The sequence below is a fragment of the Pseudomonas sp. MIACH genome, from assembly GCF_001269925.1.
Classification (GTDB): domain Bacteria; phylum Pseudomonadota; class Gammaproteobacteria; order Pseudomonadales; family Pseudomonadaceae; genus Aquipseudomonas.
This window is the reverse complement of sequence record NZ_LHVO01000028.1, coordinates 20,408-40,178: the sequence shown is the minus strand read 5'-3', so window position 1 is coordinate 40,178 and position 19,771 is coordinate 20,408. Positions and strand designations below refer to the sequence as shown.

19 protein-coding genes are annotated in these 19,771 nt (G+C 60.7%); 11 read left to right on the top strand and 8 right to left on the bottom strand.

Annotated elements, in window-relative coordinates; all coding sequences use genetic code 11:
* Positions 1-685 precede the first annotated feature (685 nt).
* The gene (gene yaaA / locus AD670_RS10310) at positions 686-1,465 is read right to left on the bottom strand and encodes a peroxide stress protein YaaA (RefSeq protein ID WP_053131342.1); all 780 of its coding nucleotides are present in this window, start codon (positions 1,463-1,465) and stop codon (positions 686-688) included.
* Between the two features lie 119 nt (positions 1,466-1,584).
* Here yaaA and AD670_RS10305 point away from each other — a divergent pair, with 119 nt between their 5' ends.
* The 5 genes from AD670_RS10305 to moaE all read left to right on the top strand — a co-directional run bounded on the left by AD670_RS10305 (position 1,585) and on the right by moaE (position 5,704).
* On the top strand, positions 1,585-2,709 hold the full coding sequence (locus AD670_RS10305) for a polysaccharide deacetylase family protein (protein WP_053131340.1): 1,125 nt from the start codon (positions 1,585-1,587) through the stop codon (positions 2,707-2,709).
* 347 nt (positions 2,710-3,056) lie between these two features.
* Entirely contained in the window at positions 3,057-4,451 is a 1,395-nt protein-coding gene (locus tag AD670_RS10300; RefSeq protein ID WP_032877681.1) for a PhoH family protein, read from the top strand.
* 88 nt (positions 4,452-4,539) lie between these two features.
* Positions 4,540-5,013 (top strand): cyclic pyranopterin monophosphate synthase MoaC, encoded by a 474-nt coding sequence (moaC, locus tag AD670_RS10295; protein ID WP_053131337.1) that lies wholly within the window; start codon positions 4,540-4,542, stop codon positions 5,011-5,013.
* Complete coding sequence (gene moaD / locus AD670_RS10290; RefSeq protein ID WP_053131334.1) at positions 5,010-5,252, top strand: molybdopterin converting factor subunit 1; 243 nt, start codon at positions 5,010-5,012, stop codon at positions 5,250-5,252. The genes moaC and moaD overlap by 4 nt, the downstream gene beginning before the upstream one ends.
* A gap of 2 nt (positions 5,253-5,254) precedes the next feature.
* Entirely contained in the window at positions 5,255-5,704 is a 450-nt protein-coding gene (moaE, locus tag AD670_RS10285; RefSeq protein WP_053131330.1) for a molybdopterin synthase catalytic subunit MoaE, read from the top strand.
* Between the two features lie 128 nt (positions 5,705-5,832).
* Here moaE and rhlB read toward each other — a convergent pair whose 3' ends face one another.
* Positions 5,833-7,296 (bottom strand): ATP-dependent RNA helicase RhlB, encoded by a 1,464-nt coding sequence (rhlB, locus tag AD670_RS10280; protein ID WP_172681464.1) that lies wholly within the window; start codon positions 7,294-7,296, stop codon positions 5,833-5,835.
* 96 nt (positions 7,297-7,392) lie between these two features.
* Positions 7,393-8,049 carry an alpha/beta hydrolase gene (locus AD670_RS10275; RefSeq protein ID WP_053131324.1) on the bottom strand — a complete coding sequence of 219 codons (657 nt, stop codon included), beginning with the start codon at positions 8,047-8,049 and terminating at the stop codon, positions 7,393-7,395.
* Between the two features lie 345 nt (positions 8,050-8,394).
* Between AD670_RS10275 and AD670_RS10270 the strand changes: the two genes are divergently transcribed.
* The 4 genes from AD670_RS10270 (at position 8,395) to AD670_RS10255 (ending at position 12,564) form a co-directional block, all read left to right on the top strand.
* Complete coding sequence (locus AD670_RS10270; RefSeq protein WP_053131322.1) at positions 8,395-9,426, top strand: amino acid ABC transporter substrate-binding protein; 1,032 nt, start codon at positions 8,395-8,397, stop codon at positions 9,424-9,426.
* A gap of 72 nt (positions 9,427-9,498) precedes the next feature.
* The gene (locus AD670_RS10265; protein ID WP_053131320.1) at positions 9,499-10,680 is read left to right on the top strand and encodes an amino acid ABC transporter permease; all 1,182 of its coding nucleotides are present in this window, start codon (positions 9,499-9,501) and stop codon (positions 10,678-10,680) included.
* 10 nt (positions 10,681-10,690) lie between these two features.
* Positions 10,691-11,788, top strand: coding sequence for an amino acid ABC transporter permease (locus AD670_RS10260; RefSeq protein ID WP_053131318.1), 1,098 nt, complete (start codon positions 10,691-10,693; stop codon positions 11,786-11,788).
* An 11-nt stretch (positions 11,789-11,799) separates the two neighbouring features.
* Positions 11,800-12,564 carry an amino acid ABC transporter ATP-binding protein gene (locus AD670_RS10255; protein WP_003171943.1) on the top strand — a complete coding sequence of 255 codons (765 nt, stop codon included), beginning with the start codon at positions 11,800-11,802 and terminating at the stop codon, positions 12,562-12,564.
* 50 nt (positions 12,565-12,614) lie between these two features.
* Here AD670_RS10255 and AD670_RS10250 read toward each other — a convergent pair whose 3' ends face one another.
* Positions 12,615-13,097: a type II toxin-antitoxin system MqsA family antitoxin gene (locus AD670_RS10250; RefSeq protein WP_053131316.1), complete on the bottom strand. Its 483-nt coding sequence runs from the start codon at positions 13,095-13,097 to the stop codon at positions 12,615-12,617.
* Positions 13,094-13,405: a type II toxin-antitoxin system MqsR family toxin gene (locus tag AD670_RS10245; RefSeq protein ID WP_053131314.1), complete on the bottom strand. Its 312-nt coding sequence runs from the start codon at positions 13,403-13,405 to the stop codon at positions 13,094-13,096. The genes AD670_RS10250 and AD670_RS10245 overlap by 4 nt, the downstream gene beginning before the upstream one ends.
* Before the next feature lie 159 nt (positions 13,406-13,564).
* On the opposite strand from AD670_RS10245, the gene AD670_RS10240 reads away from it, so the two are divergent.
* Both AD670_RS10240 and AD670_RS10235 read left to right on the top strand, forming a co-directional pair.
* Positions 13,565-14,224, top strand: a complete 660-nt coding sequence (locus AD670_RS10240) for a FadR/GntR family transcriptional regulator (protein WP_053131924.1) — start codon at positions 13,565-13,567, stop codon at positions 14,222-14,224.
* Positions 14,214-15,479, top strand: coding sequence for a CynX/NimT family MFS transporter (locus AD670_RS10235; RefSeq protein WP_053131309.1), 1,266 nt, complete (start codon positions 14,214-14,216; stop codon positions 15,477-15,479). Before AD670_RS10240 ends, AD670_RS10235 begins: the two co-directional genes overlap by 11 nt.
* Here the strand turns inward: AD670_RS10235 and AD670_RS10230 are convergent.
* The 3 genes from AD670_RS10230 to AD670_RS10220 are packed head-to-tail and all read right to left on the bottom strand — an operon-like array spanning position 15,476 to position 19,727.
* On the bottom strand, positions 15,476-16,126 hold the full coding sequence (locus tag AD670_RS10230; protein WP_053131307.1) for a DUF1120 domain-containing protein: 651 nt from the start codon (positions 16,124-16,126) through the stop codon (positions 15,476-15,478). The two genes, AD670_RS10235 and AD670_RS10230, sit on opposite strands and share 4 nt — an antisense overlap.
* Before the next feature lie 17 nt (positions 16,127-16,143).
* Positions 16,144-17,283: a DUF1120 domain-containing protein gene (locus AD670_RS10225; protein WP_082340949.1), complete on the bottom strand. Its 1,140-nt coding sequence runs from the start codon at positions 17,281-17,283 to the stop codon at positions 16,144-16,146.
* Between the two features lie 11 nt (positions 17,284-17,294).
* The gene (locus AD670_RS10220) at positions 17,295-19,727 is read right to left on the bottom strand and encodes a fimbria/pilus outer membrane usher protein (protein WP_172681462.1); all 2,433 of its coding nucleotides are present in this window, start codon (positions 19,725-19,727) and stop codon (positions 17,295-17,297) included.
* Between the last annotated feature and the right edge of the window lie 44 nt (positions 19,728-19,771).

Below are 19,771 nucleotides of genomic sequence, written 5' to 3'. Positions count from 1 at the left end.
GCACTCAAGTTGTGCGCAACTTGGCCTTGTTATTGGGGCCTGCCCTGAAATGCAGCCAGCCTTCCTGGGAGAAGGGCCTGGCGCCAGTGCCGCAGGGCTTTGATAGAGGCCGTAAGCCTTTAAGTATCAATGCCTTGGGTTGTCTCACTGACCCATTAGGGTAAGCACAGCCTTGGCCTTATAGTTCGTGGCAATTAATCCTTATCGCCGCTCTCAACTAATCGGTTGGTGATGTGACCACTGAGTCAAAGTTCAATGTGACAACTTTGCTACTTCCGTTGGTCCGCCTTGTAAGTCATCTCCTACAGAAACAGAGAATTTCGTTACCGGTGGTATGAGCGGTGCTTTAGGACGAAGTTCCTGGCCGCTCATCCTGTTTGCGGAAATTTCTTGAAATATTAGCGAAGATGGCACTAGTACTATATTGATAGCACTTGCTATTTGGGCCAGTAGTTGTGGGGAGTTGGCGCGCAGGGATAGTTTTGTGCCACTACTGATTTAAAAAAGTGGTGCCACTACGAAAAAAAATCGGAAATGTCGAGTGAAAAAAATGTTAGGGATGCGCGTGTGTGTTTTTTGACGTCAAATAATTGGCTTATCTTGGTTTGAAGCGCGGGCAAATGTGGGAGGGGGCTTGTCCCCTCCCACAGTTGGATTTCATCGTCTGAAAGAGGCTGGTACGGCCTTATTCCGGTGTGTGATCGCGCAAAAACACCAGATTATCCGGCTTGGACTGCTCCGCATTGAAGCGATAGCCCTGCACATCGAACTGCTTGAGCTTGGCCGGATCGTTGATGCGCTCTTCGATCACGAAGCGGCTCATCATGCCCCGGGCCTTTTTGGCGTAGAAGCTGATGATCTTGTACTGGCCGTTCTTCAGGTCCTTGAACTCGGTGTTGATGATCCGCGCGTTCAGGACCGTGCGCTTGACCGCCGAGAAGTACTCGTTGGAGGCAAGGTTGAGCAGTACGTCGTCGCCTTGTTCGGCCAGGGCTTCGTTCAGCCATTCGCTGATGCGCGTGCCCCAGAAGGCGTACAGGTCCTTGCCACGGGCGTTGGCGAGTTTGGTGCCCATCTCCAGGCGGTACGGCATCATCAGGTCCAGGGGGCGCAGCAGGCCGTACAGGCCCGAGAGCATGCGCAGGTGGTCCTGGGCGTAGCTGAAGTCGGCATCGGTGAAGGTGTCGGCGTTGAGGCCGGTGTACACGTCGCCCTTGAACGCCAGCAAGGCCTGCTTGGCATTCTCTGGGGTGAAGGCCGGGGTCCAGCTGCCGAAGCGGGCGGCGTTGAGGCCGCCGATCTTGTCGGATACGTGCATCAATTCGCTGATCTGCGCCGGGCTCAGCTCGCGCAGTTGCTCGATCAGCACCTGGGAATGGTCCAGGTACTGTGGCTGGGTAAAGCGCTGGGTCGCCGGCTTTGACTCGAAGTCGAGGGTTTTGGCGGGGGAAATCACCATCAGCATGAAGTCGTCTCCTGTAATCGTGCGGGGATTCTAGGGGTTGGGGCGTTTTGACTCCACCTATGATGGCGATAGGCGCGATCCGCTATGATGGCCGGTGACTCTGGAGAGGGAGACCCTGCGTGCGAATAGCGCTTTTGTTGTCGGCTTGCCTGCTGTGCCTGAATGCCCAGGCGGCGCCGGTGGATGTAGCCAGCCTGGACCGTGGCACCTGGCCGGAAAAACTCAGCAGCCCGGCGCTGTTCGATGTGGCCTCGCGCGCGGAAATCCTGATGTTCGCCCACAGCCTGCTGGCCAGTGAAGCCCTGGATGAAGCCGCACTCAAGCAGCGCCTGGGCTTGAAGATCATCAACCTGGCCGCCATCGACGACCTGCGTCGCGAGCTTTGGCAGCGGTTGTTGGAGAACTACACCTTCGCCCAGCAGAGTTGCGAAGTTGACGCTTCGTTCTGCTACCTGGTGGAGAGCATGGACGACCTGCGGGAGCAGGCCGGCAAGTTGGCGATCAGCGAAGACTCTTTCTATATAGGCTGGGCAGCCCCCAGCCATGCCTTCCATGAGCGTTACCTGGACGAACTGCTGCGCAAGGCCGCGCTGTTTCCGCAGATCAGCAGCGAAGTTGCACGCTTTGGCGACCATGAGCGTAATGGCGACGAGTTCAACGACCGTCTCTTCCTGCTGACCTTCGACGGCGGTCCGGCGCCGGTCAGCGGCAATACCGACTGGCTCGCCGACTACCTGCGCAAGCAGAAGATGAACGCCACCTTCTTTTCCCTCGGCAGCAGCCTGCAAACCCGCGTGGAGCGCAGTTCCGCCGCTGAGGTGGAGGCGTTGTACCAGGGGCAGTGCGTCGGCACCCAGGGCTGGCAGTACCGTTCCCATAGCCATTGGGTCGACTGGCAAGGCTCCATTACCCGCAGCGCGCAGTTGGTGCAGAACCTGATGCCGGAAAACTACGTGCCGCTGTTCCGTCCGCCTTACGGGCAACGTCGCGCGGACAGCCAGGGGTTTTTCCAGTCCCAGGGCTTGCAGGTGGCGTTATGGGACATCGATTCCCAGGACGAGCCGGGCAAGCTCAAGGCGGATGAGTCTGCGCAGCGGGTGCTGACGTTGATGCTGTTGTGGCGCAAAGGCGTGATTGTGTTTCACGACACCCAGGACAAGGCGCGGGTGGCATTGCCGATGTTGCTGCAAGCAACGGCGCAAAGTGGGCTGGGTTGGCAGGACTGCCGGGAAGCATTTCGTTAAAAAGATGAAGTGCCCGGCCCTGTTGGGTGCGAGGCATTTTTGCGCTGATTTTTTGCAACATTTCGATGCAGGCGGACTTCCGACTTTAACGGTGCATCGGGCACTCGGCTAGTGCTATTCGTCATCCTGAAAAATAAACTTCAAAAAAGCGTCAAAGTGCTTTTTCCTGTCATGGGTTTTGCGGTATTACGAAGTCAGATCGCCGAAACCTGCAACACAGGTGGCGTCTTCCAAGACTCCTCATGTGGGCACTGCGCTTGACGTCACTCAGGTGCAGTCGGTGGTCGAATCGAGGCGCAGCACTGTCGTGGTATTGCGTCGACTGGCTCCCACAAAGGTGACCGAGTATGGATGATCATGGACGCACCCCTTCTTCCGACCAGCCAATCCTTTATGTGCTTGATACCAATGTATTGATCCACGATCCAAACGCACTGCTTAACTTCGAAGAACACCACGTCGCCATTCCGATGATCGTGCTTGAGGAGCTCGACAAACTCAAAAGCGGGCACCACAGCGTGGCTGCCGAATGCCGCCAGGCCATCCGCCTGATCGACAAGACCCTGGGCGAAGCGTCACCCGAGGACGTGGAAGTCGGCGTGCCGATCCAACGCGGCAAAAGCGGGCCCAAGGGCTTGCTGTCGATTCTGATGAGCAAGCGCAGCGAGCCCAACAGCCTGCTGCCGGAAAACCTCAACGACAACAAAATCATCAACCAATTGATCGACCTGCATGCGCGCGACAAGGACCTGCGCGTGGTGCTGGTGACCAAAGACATCAATATGCGCCTCAAGGCACGAGCGTGTGGGATCGCTGCCGAGGACTACAGTACCGACCAACTGGTCGATGACGTGTCGATGCTGTCCCGTGGTTATCACATGATGACCGGCTCGTTCTGGGACCGTGTCAGCAAGGTCGAAACCCGTCAGGATCACGGCCGCACCTGGCACCAGGTACAACTGATCGACAACCTGCCGGCCGTGCATATCAATGAATTCATCGTCGACGAACAGGGCTTCGTGGGCTGGATCAAAGAGATCCAGGTCGACAAGCTGCTGATTCTCGACCTGCATCAGGAACCCCTGTTGCACCAGGAAGCCTGGGGCCTGAAACCGCGTGACATCTACCAGAGCCTGGCGCTGTATGCGCTGCTCGACCCGGATATCCACCTGGTCAACCTGACGGGCGCTGCCGGTTCCGGTAAAACCATCCTCGCCCTGGCCGCCGCCATCGAGCAGACCATGGTGACCAAGCGCTATCGCCGCATCATCGCCACCCGCTCCGTGCAGGGTCTGGACCAGGAAATCGGTTTCCTGCCCGGCACCGAGGCGGAAAAAATGGAGCCGTGGCTGGGGGCGATCACCGACAACCTCGAAGCCTTGCACATGGATGACGAAAACACCCATGGCAGCGTCGACTACATCCTCAGCAAAGTGCCGTTGCAGTTCAAATCCCTCAACTACATCCGAGGTCGCAGCTTCCAGCAGAGCCTGATTTTGATCGATGAATGCCAGAACCTGACCCCGCACCAGATGAAAACCATCATCACCCGTGCCGGCGCCGGTTCCAAAGTGGTGTGCCTGGGCAACCTGGCACAGATCGACACCCCTTACCTGTCCGCGACCAGCTCCGGGCTGACTTACCTGACGGAACGCTTCAAGGATTTCCCGAACGGCGTGCACATTGCGCTGCAAGGGGTGCCTCGCTCGATTCTGGCCGAATACGCCGAATCGCATTTGTAAACGCGGTCAGTGTGGGAGGGGGCTTGCTCCCTCCCACATTTGTTATGCATTGGGTTTACAATCGCTGCTCCTGATCAGGAGTATCCCTGTGCTGACTCATCTCGATTCCCAAGGTCGCGCCCATATGGTCGACGTCACTGACAAGTCCGTGACGTTCCGTGAGGCGGTGGCTGAAGCGCGGGTGCGCATGCTGCCCGAGACCCTGAAAATGATTGTCGACGGCGCCCATCCCAAGGGCGACGTGTTTGCCGTGGCTCGCATTGCCGGGATCCAGGCCGCGAAAAAAACCAGTGATTTGATCCCCTTGTGTCACCCGCTGATGTTGACCGGGGTCAAGGTCGAACTGAGTCCCGATGGCGCAGACTCGGTGCACATCGTCGCGCGCTGCAAGCTGTCCGGGCAGACCGGCGTGGAGATGGAAGCATTGACGGCGGCCAGCGTCGCCGCGCTGACCATCTATGACATGTGCAAGGCCGTGGATCGCGGCATGACCATCGAAACCATTCGCCTGCTGGAAAAGCTTGGCGGTAAAAGCGGGCATTTCAAGGCGGATGAACAATGAGCATCAACGTACTGTTTTTCGCGCGTTACAGCGAAGCAGTGGGCCTGGATTCACTTGAGATGGAAGGCGACTTCGCCACTGTCGATGCCGTGCGCCAGGCGTTGGCCGGTGATCCGGGCTTTGAAGTGCTCAACGAAACCAGCTTGATGTGTGCTCGCAACCAGGAGTTGTGCGGTCTCGACGAGCCGTTGCAGGCCGGTGATGAAGTCGCGTTCTTCCCGCCCGTGACCGGAGGCTGAACATGGCCATTCGTGTACAGGTCGAGCCGTTTGACCCCGGTGCCGAGGTCAACGCGATGCACGCGGCGAATGTGGGCGTGGGCGCGGTGGTGAGTTTTGTCGGCTATGTGCGCGACTTCAATGACGGTCGCGAGGTGGCGGGGATGTTCCTGGAACACTACCCCGGCATGACGGAAAAAGCCTTGGCCAAGATCGCCGTCGAAGCCGAGCAACGCTGGCCGCTGCTCAAGCTCGAAGTGCTGCATCGTATCGGTGCGCTGCAGCCGGGTGAGCCGATTGTGTTTGTGGCGGCCGCCAGTGCCCATCGCCAGGCGGCGTTCGATGCCTGTGCGTTTGTGATGGATTACCTGAAAACCCGTGCGCCGTTCTGGAAGAAGGAAAATACCAGCGAAGGTGCGCGTTGGGTGGAAGGTCGGGGCAGCGACCACGCAGCTGCTGATCGCTGGAAATAGCCAGCCGAACACAGAACCAAATGTGGGAGGGGGCTTGCTCCCGATAGCAGTGGGTCAGTCACAGATAAAGTGACTGACACCCTGCTATCGGGAGCAAGCCCCCTCCCACATTTTTATTGCATTTCAGCTTACGGGCGTTTGCGTTCTACAGCCCGCAGCAAGTGCGTCGGCGGTGTCTCGCAACTGATCTTGCGCCCCAGCAACGTCTCGATCGACGGCAACTGATACGAGTCATCTTCCCCGGCAAAGCTGATCGACACACCCGCAGCGCCCGCCCGGCCGGTGCGGCCAATGCGGTGCACGTAGTCGTCCGGCACTTCCGGCAGGGTGAAGTTGATCACGTGGCTGATGCCGTCGATGTGAATCCCGCGCCCGGCCACGTCGGTGGCCACCAGCACGCGAATCTTGCCTTCGCGGAAGCCTTCCAGGGTCTTGATGCGCTTGTGCTGCGGCACGTCGCCGGACAGTTGCGCGGCATTCACGCCATCGCGCACCAGGCGTTCTTCGATGCGACGCACCTCGTCCTTGCGGTTGGCGAACACCATCACGCGCTCCCAACCGTTGTCGTTGACCAGGTTGTAGAGCAGCTTGTACTTGTCGGCACCGGCCACGGCGTAGATGTGCTGTTCGACGTTTTCGCTGGCGACGTTCAGCACTTCGATTTCGACGATGGAGGGCTCAGTGGTCCACTGCTTGGCGAGGTTCATCACGTCTTCGGTGAAGGTCGCGGAGAACAGCAGGGTCTGACGTTCGTTTTTCGGCGGGGTCTGGCGAATGATCTGGCGCACTTGCGGGATGAAACCCATGTCGAGCATGCGGTCGGCTTCGTCCAGCACCATCACTTCGACCATGTCCAGGTGCACGTCGCCGCGCTGGTTGAAGTCCAGCAGGCGGCCAGGAGTCGCCACCAGGATGTCGCAGTGGCGGGCTTCGAGGTGCTTGAGCTGCTTGTCGAAGTCCATGCCGCCCACGAACGTCATCACATTGAGGCCGGTGTACTTGGTCAGGTCGGCGGCGTCCTTGGCGATCTGCACCACCAGCTCCCGGGTAGGGGCGATGATCAGCGCGCGCGGTTCACCCATGTAGCGTTCTTTCGGCGGCGGCGTTTGCAGCAGCTGGGTGATGATCGAGATCAGGAACGCGGCAGTCTTGCCGGTACCGGTCTGGGCGCGACCGATGGCGTCTTTGCCGGCGAGGGTGAAGCCCAGGACCTGCGCCTGGATCGGCGTGCAGTACGGGAAACCCAGGTCCTGGATGGCGTGCATCAGTTCCGGGGCGAGTTTGAAATCGTGGAAGCGGGTCTTGCCTTCCTGGGGCTCGACGACGAAGTCTTCGAGTTTCCACGGGATCACCGGCGGTTTTGGCGCGCGTTCGCGGCGAGGCTTGGGGGCGGGTGCGGCTTCAGCCTCAGGTTTTGCCTGTTCGGGCGGTGTCACCGTCGGTGTCTGCGGCTGGGCGACAGGTGCAGTCCGGCCGGGCTGTTGACCGTCATTGCGGCTGCCGGAGGAGGGCACAGGAGCACTGGGAACAGGCGCGAGCGGCTCAGCCTCGCTTTTGCCGAACATCTTCTTGAGTGCTTTGAGCACGGTGATCTCATTAATTGGTTAAGGAATGTACGCCGGCCAGTGTAATGCAAGAATCGGGCGCGGCGTAGTGCGTCTGTCATACGGCTACATAAACACGGGTTTTCAGCCCAGGCGCGCCGTCAGCCAGGTACCTATGTCGTGTATCTCCTGGGGTAACACTTCGTGGCCCATTGGGTATTCCTGCCATGTCACGGTGACACCACGGCTCTTCAGATGCTCATACGCCGTGCGCCCCATGGCGTTCTGCACCACCTCGTCGTACTGGCCGTGCAGGCAGAGGGCGGGAATGCGTTGCTGGCTGGCGGACAATTCCAGTTCATCACTGAAGGTGGGCGCATAGGTGGAGAGGGCGATCACGCCACCCAGCGCGCCCTGCCATTTGGTAAACGCGGTGTGGAATACCACCGCGCCACCTTGGGAAAAGCCTGCGAGGAAAATTCGCGAAGCGTCTATTCCGTCGCTTTTTTGCGCCTTGATCAGGTCGGTGACCATTTTCGACGACTCATCCAGTTCTTCCAGGCTGATCGAACGCGCCGGGCTCATGGCCTTTATGTCGTACCAGCTGGGCATCTCGTAGCCGCCGTTGATCGTCACCGGACGCGTAGGCGCCTGGGGCAACACAAAGCGGGTGGACAGCAGGCTTTCCTGCAGCGCCTCGGCCACCGGTAGGAAGTCGTAGCGATCGGCACCCAGGCCATGCAACCAGATTACGCAGGCGTCTGCGGGCTTGGCGGGCTGAAGAATCAAGGGTTCGGTCATGTCTGCTCCATAAATGTGCGTGCGCTCCGATTAAGTGCGACGGAACGGTGCGCGACAGGTTGATCTGTTAAGAGAATGTCGCAAGGTTGAATCTTTTTCTATTGACCATGGGCTGAAACGACTCAGCGACCACTCTGGTACGCGCCTTGCTATGTGTAGGTCGATGTCAGAACTTTCCTGAGACGGTAACACTATCAGTGACTGCCGCTTTCGGGATAGCAGCTGGAATTACCGCGAAAGCCTCATGCCGCTTGACCCTAAAAAAAGCCAACACGGGTCGATATCGCCTCATAAGGGTGCGCTGAGGTTGGAGCTTCGACACAACAAGAGCAACTGGAGGTTTGAATGAAGGTATTGAAATCCACCCTGGCCATCGTTTGCGCGGCGGCTGTACTGGGTGTCAGCGGTTTCGCCCAAGCCGGCGCTACTCTGGACGCTGTGCAGAAGAAAGGCTTTGTGCAATGTGGCGTGAGTGACGGCTTGCCGGGTTTCTCGGTACCGGATGCCAGCGGCAAGATCCTCGGGATCGATGCTGACGTTTGCCGTGCCGTGGCCGCTGCTGTTTTCGGCGATGCCACCAAGGTCAAATTCAGCCAGTTGAACGCCAAGGAGCGTTTCACCGCGCTTCAGTCCGGCGAAGTCGACATCCTGTCGCGTAACACCACCATGACCAGCTCCCGCGATGCGGGCATGGGTCTGAAATTCCCGGGCTTCATTACTTACTACGACGGCATCGGCTTCCTGGTTAACAACAAGCTGGGCGTCAAAAGTGCCAAGGAACTGGACGGTGCAACCATCTGCATCCAGGCCGGTACCACCACCGAGCTGAACGTTTCCGACTACTTCCGTGGCAACAACCTCAAATACACCCCGATCACCTTCGACACCTCCGATGAAAGCGCCAAGTCGCTGGAATCCGGCCGTTGCGACGTACTGACCTCCGACAAGTCCCAACTGTTCGCCCAGCGCAGCAAGCTGGCCGCGCCGAAGGACTACGTGGTTCTGCCGGAAACCATTTCCAAGGAACCGCTGGGCCCGGTCGTGCGTAACGGCGACGACGAGTGGCTGGCCATCGTGCGCTGGGTTGGCTACGCCATGCTCAACGCTGAAGAAGCCGGTATCACCTCCAAAAACGTTGAAGCTGAAGCCAAGTCCACCAAGAACCCGGACGTTGCACGTCTGCTCGGTGCTGACGGCGAATACGGCAAAGACCTGAAAGTGAAGAAAGATTGGGTTGTACAGATCGTCAAGCAAGTCGGTAACTACGGTGAAGTGTTCGAGCGCAACCTGGGCAAGAGCACCCCACTGGAAATCGACCGTGGCCTGAACGCGCTGTGGAACAACGGCGGCATTCAATACGCACCACCTGTGCGCTGATCGCTGATGGTTCTGTCACCCGGTGGGCCAACCGCCGGGTGATGTTCTGTTCCATTCTCTCCGGGGCACTTCATGCAAAATCAAATCGGCGCACCAAAGCAGAAGCTCAGCTTCAGCGATCCCAAAGTGCGTGCGTGGCTCTTCCAGATCATCACGATTGTGGCGGTGGTCTCGCTGGGCTGGTACCTCTTCAATAACACCCAGACCAACCTTCAACACCGGGGCATTACCTCGGGTTTCGACTTTCTTGAGCGCAGTGCCGGCTTCGGCATCGCGCAGCATCTGATCGACTACACCGAATCGGACAGCTACGCCCGCGTCTTTGTCATCGGCTTGCTCAACACCTTGCTGGTGACCGTGATCGGTGTGGTCCTGGCGACGCTGCTCGGCTTCATCATCGGCGTGGCACGTCTGTCCCCGAACTGGATGATCAACAAGCTGGCGACCGTGTATGTGGAAGTGTTCCGCAACATTCCACCGCTGCTGCAGATCCTGTTCTGGTACTTCGCGGTGTTCCTGACCATGCCGGGGCCGCGCAACAGCCATAACTTCGGCGATACCTTCTTTGTCAGCAGCCGTGGCCTGAACATGCCGGCAGCGCTGGCCGCTGACGGCTTCTGGCCGTTTGTGGCGAGCATCGTGGTTGCCATCGTGGCAATCGTGCTGATGGCGCGTTGGGCCAACAAGCGCTTCGAGGCGACCGGTGTACCGTTCCATAAGTTCTGGGCGGGCCTGGCGCTGTTTATCCTGATCCCGGCGTTGTGTGCCTTGATCTTCGGCGCGCCGCTGCACTGGGAAATGCCAAAGCTTTCAGGTTTCAACTTTGTCGGCGGCTGGGTACTGATCCCTGAACTGCTGGCGTTGACCCTGGCGCTTACCGTGTACACGGCAGCGTTTATCGCCGAGATCGTGCGTTCGGGCATCAAGTCCGTCAGCCACGGCCAGACCGAAGCCGCGCGCTCCCTGGGCCTGCGCCCTGGGCCGACGCTGCGCAAGGTCATCATCCCGCAAGCCCTGCGGGTGATCATTCCGCCGCTGACCAGCCAGTACCTGAACCTGGCGAAAAACTCGTCGTTGGCCGCCGGTATCGGTTACCCGGAAATGGTTTCGTTGTTTGCCGGCACGGTGCTCAACCAGACCGGCCAGGCGATCGAAGTCATTGCCATCACCATGAGCGTGTACCTGGCGATCAGCATCAGCATTTCCCTGCTGATGAACTGGTACAACAAGCGCATTGCGCTGATCGAGCGGTGAGGAAACGCACATGAGTTCGCATACTTTCAAACCTGATATGCCGCCGCCGAGCAAAGTCTTCGGACCGGTGGCCTGGATGCGCGCCAATCTGTTTTCCAGTTGGCTCAATACCCTGCTGACGCTGTTGGCGTTTTACCTGATCTACCTGGTGGTGCCGCCGATCCTGCATTGGGCCATCCTCGATGCCAATTGGGTCGGCACCACGCGCGCCGATTGCACCAAAGAGGGCGCGTGCTGGGTGTTTATCCAACAGCGCTTCGGGCAGTTCATGTACGGCTACTACCCCGGCGACCTGCGCTGGCGTGTGGACCTGACCGTGTGGCTGGCCATCGTTGGCGTGGCGCCGTTGTTCATCTCGCGTTTCCCACGCAAGGCGATCTACGGCCTGAGCTTCCTGGTGCTGTACCCGATCATCGCCTACTTCCTGCTGCACGGCGGGATCTTCGGCTTGACCAACGTGGCCACCAGCCAATGGGGCGGCCTGATGCTGACCCTGGTCATCGCCACCGTCGGCATCGCCGGTGCCTTGCCACTGGGCATTGTGCTGGCGTTGGGCCGGCGCTCGAACATGCCGGCGATTCGTGTGGTCTGCGTGACCTTCATCGAGTTCTGGCGCGGGGTGCCGCTGATCACCGTGCTGTTCATGTCCTCGGTGATGCTGCCGTTGTTCCTGCCTGAAGGCATGGGTATCGACAAGCTGCTGCGGGCGTTGATCGGCGTGATTCTGTTCCAGTCGGCCTACGTGGCCGAGGTGGTGCGTGGCGGTTTGCAGGCGATCCCTAAAGGTCAGTACGAAGCGGCCGCGGCGATGGGCCTGGGTTACTGGCGCAGCATGGGCCTGGTGATTCTGCCGCAAGCCCTGAAGATGGTAATCCCCGGCATCGTCAACACGTTTATCGCGTTGTTCAAGGACACCAGCCTGGTGATCATCATCGGCCTGTTCGACCTGCTCAACAGCGTCAAGCAAGCCGCCGCCGACCCTAAATGGTTGGGTATGGCCACCGAAGGCTATGTGTTTGCCGCCCTGGTGTTCTGGATTTTCTGTTTTGGTATGTCGCGCTATTCCATTCATTTGGAACACAAGCTCGACACAGGCCACAAGCGTTAGGAGTTGATGTTATGAGCGAAGCGATCAAACAGCCTGTGAGCCCTGAAGGCATTATCCAGATGCAGGGCGTCAACAAGTGGTACGGCCAGTTCCACGTGTTGAAAGACATCAACCTCAACGTCAAGCAGGGCGAGCGTATCGTGCTGTGCGGCCCGTCGGGTTCGGGCAAGTCCACCACCATCCGCTGCCTCAACCGTCTGGAAGAGCACCAGCAGGGCCGCATCGTGGTCGATGGCGTGGAGCTGACCAACGACCTCAAGCAGATCGAAGCGATCCGCCGTGAAGTCGGCATGGTGTTCCAGCACTTCAACCTGTTCCCGCACCTGACCATCCTGCAGAACTGCACGCTGGCGCCGATGTGGGTGCGCAAGATGCCCAAGCGCAAGGCCGAGGAAATCGCCATGCATTACCTGGAGCGTGTGCGCATCCCGGAGCAGGCCCACAAGTTTCCGGGGCAGCTGTCCGGCGGCCAGCAACAGCGTGTGGCGATTGCCCGTGCCTTGTGCATGAAGCCGAAAATCATGCTGTTCGACGAACCGACCTCGGCCCTCGACCCGGAAATGGTCAAGGAAGTACTCGACACCATGATCGGCCTGGCCGAAGACGGCATGACCATGTTGTGCGTGACCCACGAAATGGGTTTTGCCCGCACCGTGGCCAACCGCGTGATCTTCATGGACAAGGGCGAGATTGTCGAACAGGCGGCGCCGAATGACTTCTTCGACAACCCGCAGAATGACCGGACCAAGTTGTTCTTGAGCCAGATTTTGCATTGATCGATGTTTGAAAAAATAAACCCGGCCTGGCCGGGTTTATTTTTGTCTGTTCAGGAGGCCTTGAGCGCCTCCTGCCCTGTGTTCACGGTATGAGTGAAGCCCCGCAGGTCAGCGCCTTCGGCCAATATCCTGGCGTCGGCGAGCAAATGAGGGTAACGGTCCAACAATCGCATTAACAGAACCAGTGGCTTCGGTGGCAGAAGCTCACCGCGTTCATAACGTGAAAAAGCGTTGTGACCGCCACCGGACAGCAGTTGCACGGTTTCTTTTTGCGTAAGGTGCAGCTTGCGACGGATGCGTTTCATCTCGTTGCCGATCATTGTCCGCGCAGTGCGGACCAGTTCATCGCTGGCGGCGCTATAGCGGTCGGAGCTGTCAGGGTCATGCATGCCGTCGCCGCACAGTTGGCATTCCCAGCCAGACAGGTCGTCGACACGCCGTTCCATACCGTTGACACGGAGGGTTTCGCTGCGGCTTTCGAAGCGCCTCATGGCGTCGGGTGCACCGCAAATGAAGCAATGTTGAGTGTTCATGAGCTCTTCTTCTTGAAGGAGATCACTGGAGGGTTACCGGCTGTGCAGTAAGTGACCTTGATGTAAATCTCCAGACCGTGTGAATTGATGTGGTACACGTCCTGCCACACCCGGTGATCCGCATACGTGGTCATCGATTTGTACAACATCCTGTTTTGTAGTTCGAAAACGACCTCTTGCATCTCCTTGATATTCAGGCCGAGCCGCGCGCCTGTTTCCTTTGCTGCGAGCGTAAATGCCCGGCCTCCAAGCCGCCTGACATCCGCCTTGATCACCGCCAGATCGTAATGAGGTGTGTACTTTTCCATAAGACACCTGAGGCGAATAATTACCCTCTAAGGGTAATTTTACCAATCGAAAATACTGCTCCTTTTGCTGCCTAAGAACCCTAGTGCGTTGCCTTTGTGGGCAACTCTGAATAGGCTGTAGGAAAATTCATCCTATGATTGGACGAAAGCCTGCATCCCATGACAGACATCGCCCCCCTGATCAAACGCTCCCTGGTGGACCAGGCTCTGGAGCAGTTGCGCTGGCGCATTACCGAAGGCAAGTGGGCCATCGGCGAACGCTTGCCCACCGAGCCGGAGCTGTCCGCCGAGCTGGGCATCAGCCGTAATACCGTGCGTGAGGCCATGCGCGTACTGGCGTTTTCCGGATTGATTGAAATCCGCCAGGGCGACGGCAGTTACCTGCGCTCGATGACCGACCCGCTGGGCGCTATGCGCGCGTTATCCCACTGCAGCCTGGAGCAGGCGCAGGAGACGCGGCAGATCCTGGAAGTGGAGGCCGTCGGGCTTGCGGCGATGCGCCGTACCGAAGCCGACCTCACCGCTTTGCATGAGGCACTCAAGGCCAGCGCGGTGCTGTACCACGGTGACCTGGAGGCCTATATCAGCGCCGACCTGGTATTCCATAAACGCCTGGTGGATGCCGCGCACAATCCGGCATTGAGCGAGCTGTACCAGTATTTTTCCGCGATTGTCGGCGCTCAGTTGCGCCAGACCCTGAACATCTCGCCGCGCCGCCAGGCGGTGTTCGACCTGCATATCGCCCTGCTTGAAGCCGTGGAACACCAAGACCCGGAACGCGCCAAATCCCTTTGCCGGCAGTTGATCAATGAGCCCTGAAACCAAACGTACGACCGAGTTGGAAGAACTGTTGATTGACGCCGAAGCCGACGACGAAGTGGTGCAAGCCAGTCACCCGCTGGTAAGCCGCCCTTGGCTGTTGCTGCTGGGCCTGATCCTGGTGGCCTTGAACCTGCGCCCGGCGTTGTCGAGCGTGGCGCCGTTGCTGGCCGAGGTTTCCAGCAGTCTGGGATTGTCGGCGGCCCAGGCCGGTTTGCTGACCACCTTGCCGGTGTTGTGCCTCGGCTTGTTCGCGCCAATGGCACCGGTCCTGGCCCGGCGTTTTGGCGCCGAGCGGGTGGTGCTGGGAATCCTGCTGACCCTGGCCGCCGGCATCATCCTGCGCAGTTCGTTTGGCGAAGTGGGGTTGTTCGCCGGCAGCCTGATTGCCGGTGCGAGCATCGGCATCATCGGCGTATTGCTGCCGGGCATCATCAAGCGTGATTTCGCCAGACAAGCCGGCGCCATGACCGGTGTCTACACCATGGCCCTGTGCCTGGGCGCAGCGTTGGCGGCGGGCGCCACGGTGCCGCTGAGTCATTACTTCGGCGACCGCTGGACCATTGGCCTGGGTTTCTGGGTGCTGCCGGCGTTGGTGGCAGCGTTGTTCTGGTTACCCCAGGTCGGCCAGAAACACGGCGCCCACCAGGTCGCCTACCGGGTCAAGGGCCTGTTGCGTGACCCGTTGGCCTGGCAAGTCACCGTGTACATGGGCTTGCAATCGTCCCTGTCGTACATCGTGTTTGGCTGGCTGCCGTCGATTTTGATCGGCCGCGGCCTGAGCGCGACCGAAGCCGGGTTGGCATTGTCCGGCTCCATCGTCATGCAATTGTTCAGTTCCCTCGCAGCGCCCTGGCTCGCAACCCGTGGCAAAGACCAGCGCCTGGCGATTGTGGTGGTGATGCTGCTGACCCTCGGCGGCCTGTTCGGTTGCCTGTATGCGCCGCTGGACGGCCTGTGGGGTTGGGCGATCCTGCTCGGCCTGGGCCAGGGCGGCACGTTCAGCCTGGCGCTGACCTTGATCGTGCTGCGCTCGCGCGACTCCCATGTGGCAGCCAACCTGTCGAGCATGGCCCAGGGCATTGGTTACACGCTGGCGTCCGTAGGCCCATTGGCGGTAGGCCTGGTGCACGACTGGACCGGCGGCTGGTCGGCCATCGGCTGGATTTTCGCGGTGATCGGCCTGGGCGCGATCGTCGCCGGGCTGGGCGCGGGGCGGGCGCTGTATGTGCAGGTCAGCAGCGAAAGGCTCTAGAGGTACAGCACTTCCAGGGTTGCCGAGCCGTCGAGCCAGGTGTCGCTGCTCAGGTCCAGGTTCTGCTTGGCGTTGATCACCGCCTCGACCTTGACGGTGCTGGTCAACGCCTGGATCGCCGAAGGTCCGCTGGTACTGCCTTGGGTGTCGGTGAACCCCAGGTAACTGTTGGCGCCGATGTCGATCGGGTTGAGGTTGGCGGTGCGCCAGGCCAGGCCGCCGGTGGTGGATTCGGTACCGTAGGCGGTCGCGAGGCTGTCTACCTGGGTCTGGCGAGGGTCGAAACTCAGGGAATACAGGCCAATACGGTTGCCACTGTTGTCCAGACCCAGCCCGTAGTAAATCTCGCTGTTGACCGTGGCCGTGCCGTCGCGGTTGTCACGCATGCGCAGGGCAAAGCGGTTCGGCGCGTTACAGCCGATACTGACTTGCAGGTGCTTGACCGGTAATCGAGTGCCCTTTTCGACGTTGAGGTCCTGCTGGGAAATCTTGCCGTAGTCGATCAGTCCGTTGCTCGACAGCAGGGGTGTGCAGGCGGTGGGCGTCAGCCGGCCTTTGACACTCAGGTCCACGCTGGAGGCGGCCAGGGTGTGGGGGGCTGTGGTGAGTACCGCCAGGGCGCAAACGACAGTGCAATACGTGTTCATAAAGGGAGCTCCAGAGGTCAGGGGTAGATGATTTCAAGGGTGCCCGAACCGTTGATGTACACCACGTTGCGCAGGTCCAGTGATTGGGTCGGGGCCAGGTAGGCCTTGATGCGCACCGTACCGACGAGGTGCTGGATCGGCACCGGCCCACGGGTATTGCCGACGCTATCGGTAAACCCCATCAGGCTGTTGGCGGCGATGGGGATCTGCCGGGCACTGGAACTGCTCCACGCCGCCCCGCCACTGGTGGAGTCGGTGCGATACAGGGTGCCGAGTGCGTCGGCGCTGAACTCGGCCGGGTCGATGTTCAAGTAGAAGCGCCCAATCTTGTTCTGGCTGCCGTCCAGATCCAGGCCGTAGGCGGTTTCATCGATACCGCCGGTGGCAGAGCCTTTGCGGTTGTCATGCATCTTCAGCGCGAAAGACGTCGCCGCGTCGCAACTCACGGAGAGTTGCAAGGTGCGGGTCGGCAGCGGGGTTTCATTGCTGGTATTGAGGTCCTTGGCCAGCAGCGTGCCGTAATCCACCAGCCCGCCGTTGGACAACTGCGGTGTGCACGCGATGGGGGCGAAGTGGGCGCGCAGGGTGAGTTCCCGCGAGCGGTCGCCCTGGCGGGTATCGAACGTCCCGGACACTTCCCAGGTGGTCGCCTCGCGGACCCGGGTCGCGGCGACGTCGGCCCAGGCGCTGAGGCTCACTTGCAGCGCGAAGTGCTTGCCCTGTACGACGCGGGTGCCTTGCACGGGGGCCACGCCGTGGCCTGGCAGCCAGCTCAACGTCGTACCGACCGCGGCCGGTGCCTGGCCGGCTGCCGGCAGCAAGCCCAGCTCCACCGCCTGGCCGTCCAGCACGCCGTCGCTGACCTGCAGAGCGTAGGTGCCGTGCTCGGTAAATTGCAGGCGTTGGGCACTGGCCGCGAGGGCGCGATAGAACACACTCATGTCTGTCGATTGCGGGCAGTTGAGGTTCACGCTCAAGCGGCGTTCGCCGAGCAGGCGCTGCGGCGCGGCGTCGTGTTGTGCAAGGCGCTTCATCAGGCCGAAGTCGAGCACCGGTTCGCTGATGTTTATCCGGCACTCATCGTCGGCCCACACGTTTGCGACGAGGCCGACGCTCATCAATGCAGCCGTCAGCCAGGGGGCGCGGAAAAGGAGCATGGTGATCGTCCTCATAGGGGGTTGCAGCGCGCGGGCGCGGTTTCGAAATACACCTGGGGATCGCCTTTGGCCGGCACCTCGAAGTGCAACCGGCAGCGCGTCATGCCGGGCGCGCTGACCCACAGTGCGGATTGCTCCAGCACATTGGGCAGGAACACCTGGCCGCCGTCCTGCACCAGGGTCACGAACTCGCCGTCGGCGGTGCTGACGGAGGCGCCACGGGGCAGCAGTGCGCCTTGTTCGGTACGTGCGGTGAGCAACACTCGGCGAGTCAACGTCACCCCGAACTCGACCCGATCCACCGCGCCACGCCCGGCCGAGATCATTGCCAGGCCGTTGTTGATATCGGCATTGCGCGGCAGCGAGCGGGTCTGCACTTCCACCGGGCTGCGGCCATAGGCGTTCACTTGGGGCACCACGGCCTGGCCTTGCCAGTCGGTCCACACCGGCCCGCTGGGGGTGCTCAACTTGATGCCGCCCATATCGCCCACCGAGACCACGGCGAAGGTGTCGCGCACCGGGTAGGGCGAAAAGGTCACTCCGTCGCCATGCACCACCACGCCACCCCGGGCACTGCCTTGATAGCTCGATCGCTCGGCATCGGAGCGGCTGTAGCTGACGTCGAGTTGGCTGTAGCGCGGCAGGGCCGAGAGCCCGAGGGTGGTTTCCACCTGTTGGTCGCGGGTGTCGTGTTCGGCGCTGACGCGATAGCTCAATTGATCATCGATCTGTTCGTTCAGCCCCAGGCCGGTGCGATGTTCGCCGCCCGAGTTACGCACCCAGGCGCGCACGCGACGACTTTCGCCCAGGGGCAGGCTGACATTCAGGTACACCGCGTTGTCCTGTTGCTGGCGCCCGCCTATCTGCCATTCCGCACTGGCCGACAACGACACGCCACCGACGCTGGTGCCCCACGCCGCCAGGCCTCGGCTGCTGCTGTCGCCATCAAAGCTGCTGGAGCGCGACAGCCCGGCACTGAATGCCCCCAGCCACGGGTGCGACCAACCGACCGTGGCGCTTTGTTGATCGCGATAACGTGAGCGCCGTTGCTGAGTGATTTCGGCTTCGTAAGTGGCTTCTTCCAGTTCCCGATAGCCGGATGTGCGCCAGGAGTTGGCGACGCTGAATGACCATTGGTCATTCAGGCGCTGAGACCATCCCAGGTCGGTCTGCACACCACGCACCTTGTGCCGTGCCTGGGTATCGGCAAGCTGAGTGGTCAACTGCACCTGACTGTCCAGCCATGGCAGCCACCCCAGGCTCACGCCCGCCGCACGGTATTCGCTGGACGCCAGCACCCCGCTGCCCAAGGACAGTTGCGGGTGCACGGCGCCGGTCCAGCCTGCGCTGACCACCCAAGGATCGTCACCCTGGGCATCGCCGATAGTGCGCACGCGGCCCGCTGCCACCGAGTACCCCGGCGCCGCGAGCCCGAGGCCGAGCATGGCGGCGGGAACGGTGAAACGGCGCTCGCCGCCGCTGCTTTCCTTGACCGTGACTTCGACGTCCGAGCGAGAGTTCAGGCGCCGCACATCCGTCAGGGAAAACGGCCCGGCCGGCACCACGGTGGAGTGAATCAACGCGCCGTTCTGCCGCACCTCGACCTGGGCCGGGCTGTTGGCGATACCGTCGATGGTCGCGCCCTGGCCTTGCTCTTGAAGCGCCTGTTCGGTCAGTACCTGCATCCCGGTGATCTGTGCACCCGACAACACCGGGTTGTAGAGATTGATCTGCCCGGCTTGCAGGACTGCCTGAAGGCTGGCAAAGGTGCGTTGGGCATACGCCTCAAGGTGGGTGCTGCGCGACAGGCCATCCTGCCAGGTCTGTACCTGGCGGCTGCGCACGATCCAGTCGCCCGCGTTGAAGCCCACCTCGGTATTCGCCGAGCCAAAGCGGCTGTCGTCATCGCTGAAGCGGTTATAGAAACCCGTGAGGTCGTAATTGAGCAGGGCGGCGACACCACCGGTTTGATAGCCGGAGATGTCCTGTTGCAGCGGTCGCAGCGCTTCGCTGGGCACCACCAGCGATACGGTGAGGCTGGCCGGGTCCTGCTCCACCAGACTTTGGGGGTACTGCGCGAACAGGTCATGGCAGGGACCGCTGTCGCCGGGCACCCTCAGGTTGGCGGCGTCCAGCAGGGCCTGGTCAAAACAGAGTTGGCCGTGTTGATCGAAACCGACTTCCAAGCGCCCCCTGGGCTGGCCGTTGACCCGCAGGCTCACCGCGTGCCGGCCAGCGGCAAAGCGCGGTGCGTCCAGCAGCAGGCTGGCCAACTGCGGGTCGATGCCGCGTTGGTGCAGGGTGGTCGCATCAAAGCTGGTGCGTTCTTGGGCCCAGGCTTCGGCGGGCAGCAGGGTGCACGCCAGCAACAGCGCTGGGAAGGCGCTGCGGGCGGGTATGTCGGGCACGGCATCGCCGTCACGGTAGCTCAATACTGTTTTCACGAAAGGCACTCGAATGATGGGCGTCTGCGCGCCCCGATGACGGT

Coding starts and splice junctions, on each gene's coding strand:
- AD670_RS10260 (WP_053131318.1), top strand. CDS start 10,691: ATGAGTTCGCATACTTTCAAACCTGATATGCCGCCGCCGAGCAAAGTC.
- yaaA (WP_053131342.1), bottom strand. CDS start 1,465: ATGCTGATGGTGATTTCCCCCGCCAAAACCCTCGACTTCGAGTCAAAG.
- moaD (WP_053131334.1), top strand. CDS start 5,010: ATGAGCATCAACGTACTGTTTTTCGCGCGTTACAGCGAAGCAGTGGGC.
- AD670_RS10225 (WP_082340949.1), bottom strand. CDS start 17,283: ATGCTCCTTTTCCGCGCCCCCTGGCTGACGGCTGCATTGATGAGCGTC.
- AD670_RS10300 (WP_032877681.1), top strand. CDS start 3,057: ATGGATGATCATGGACGCACCCCTTCTTCCGACCAGCCAATCCTTTAT.
- AD670_RS10235 (WP_053131309.1), top strand. CDS start 14,214: ATGAGCCCTGAAACCAAACGTACGACCGAGTTGGAAGAACTGTTGATT.
- AD670_RS10245 (WP_053131314.1), bottom strand. CDS start 13,405: ATGGAAAAGTACACACCTCATTACGATCTGGCGGTGATCAAGGCGGAT.
- AD670_RS10250 (WP_053131316.1), bottom strand. CDS start 13,097: ATGAACACTCAACATTGCTTCATTTGCGGTGCACCCGACGCCATGAGG.
- AD670_RS10255 (WP_003171943.1), top strand. CDS start 11,800: ATGAGCGAAGCGATCAAACAGCCTGTGAGCCCTGAAGGCATTATCCAG.
- AD670_RS10270 (WP_053131322.1), top strand. CDS start 8,395: ATGAAGGTATTGAAATCCACCCTGGCCATCGTTTGCGCGGCGGCTGTA.
- AD670_RS10230 (WP_053131307.1), bottom strand. CDS start 16,126: ATGAACACGTATTGCACTGTCGTTTGCGCCCTGGCGGTACTCACCACA.
- AD670_RS10240 (WP_053131924.1), top strand. CDS start 13,565: ATGACAGACATCGCCCCCCTGATCAAACGCTCCCTGGTGGACCAGGCT.
- AD670_RS10275 (WP_053131324.1), bottom strand. CDS start 8,049: ATGACCGAACCCTTGATTCTTCAGCCCGCCAAGCCCGCAGACGCCTGC.
- moaE (WP_053131330.1), top strand. CDS start 5,255: ATGGCCATTCGTGTACAGGTCGAGCCGTTTGACCCCGGTGCCGAGGTC.
- AD670_RS10265 (WP_053131320.1), top strand. CDS start 9,499: ATGCAAAATCAAATCGGCGCACCAAAGCAGAAGCTCAGCTTCAGCGAT.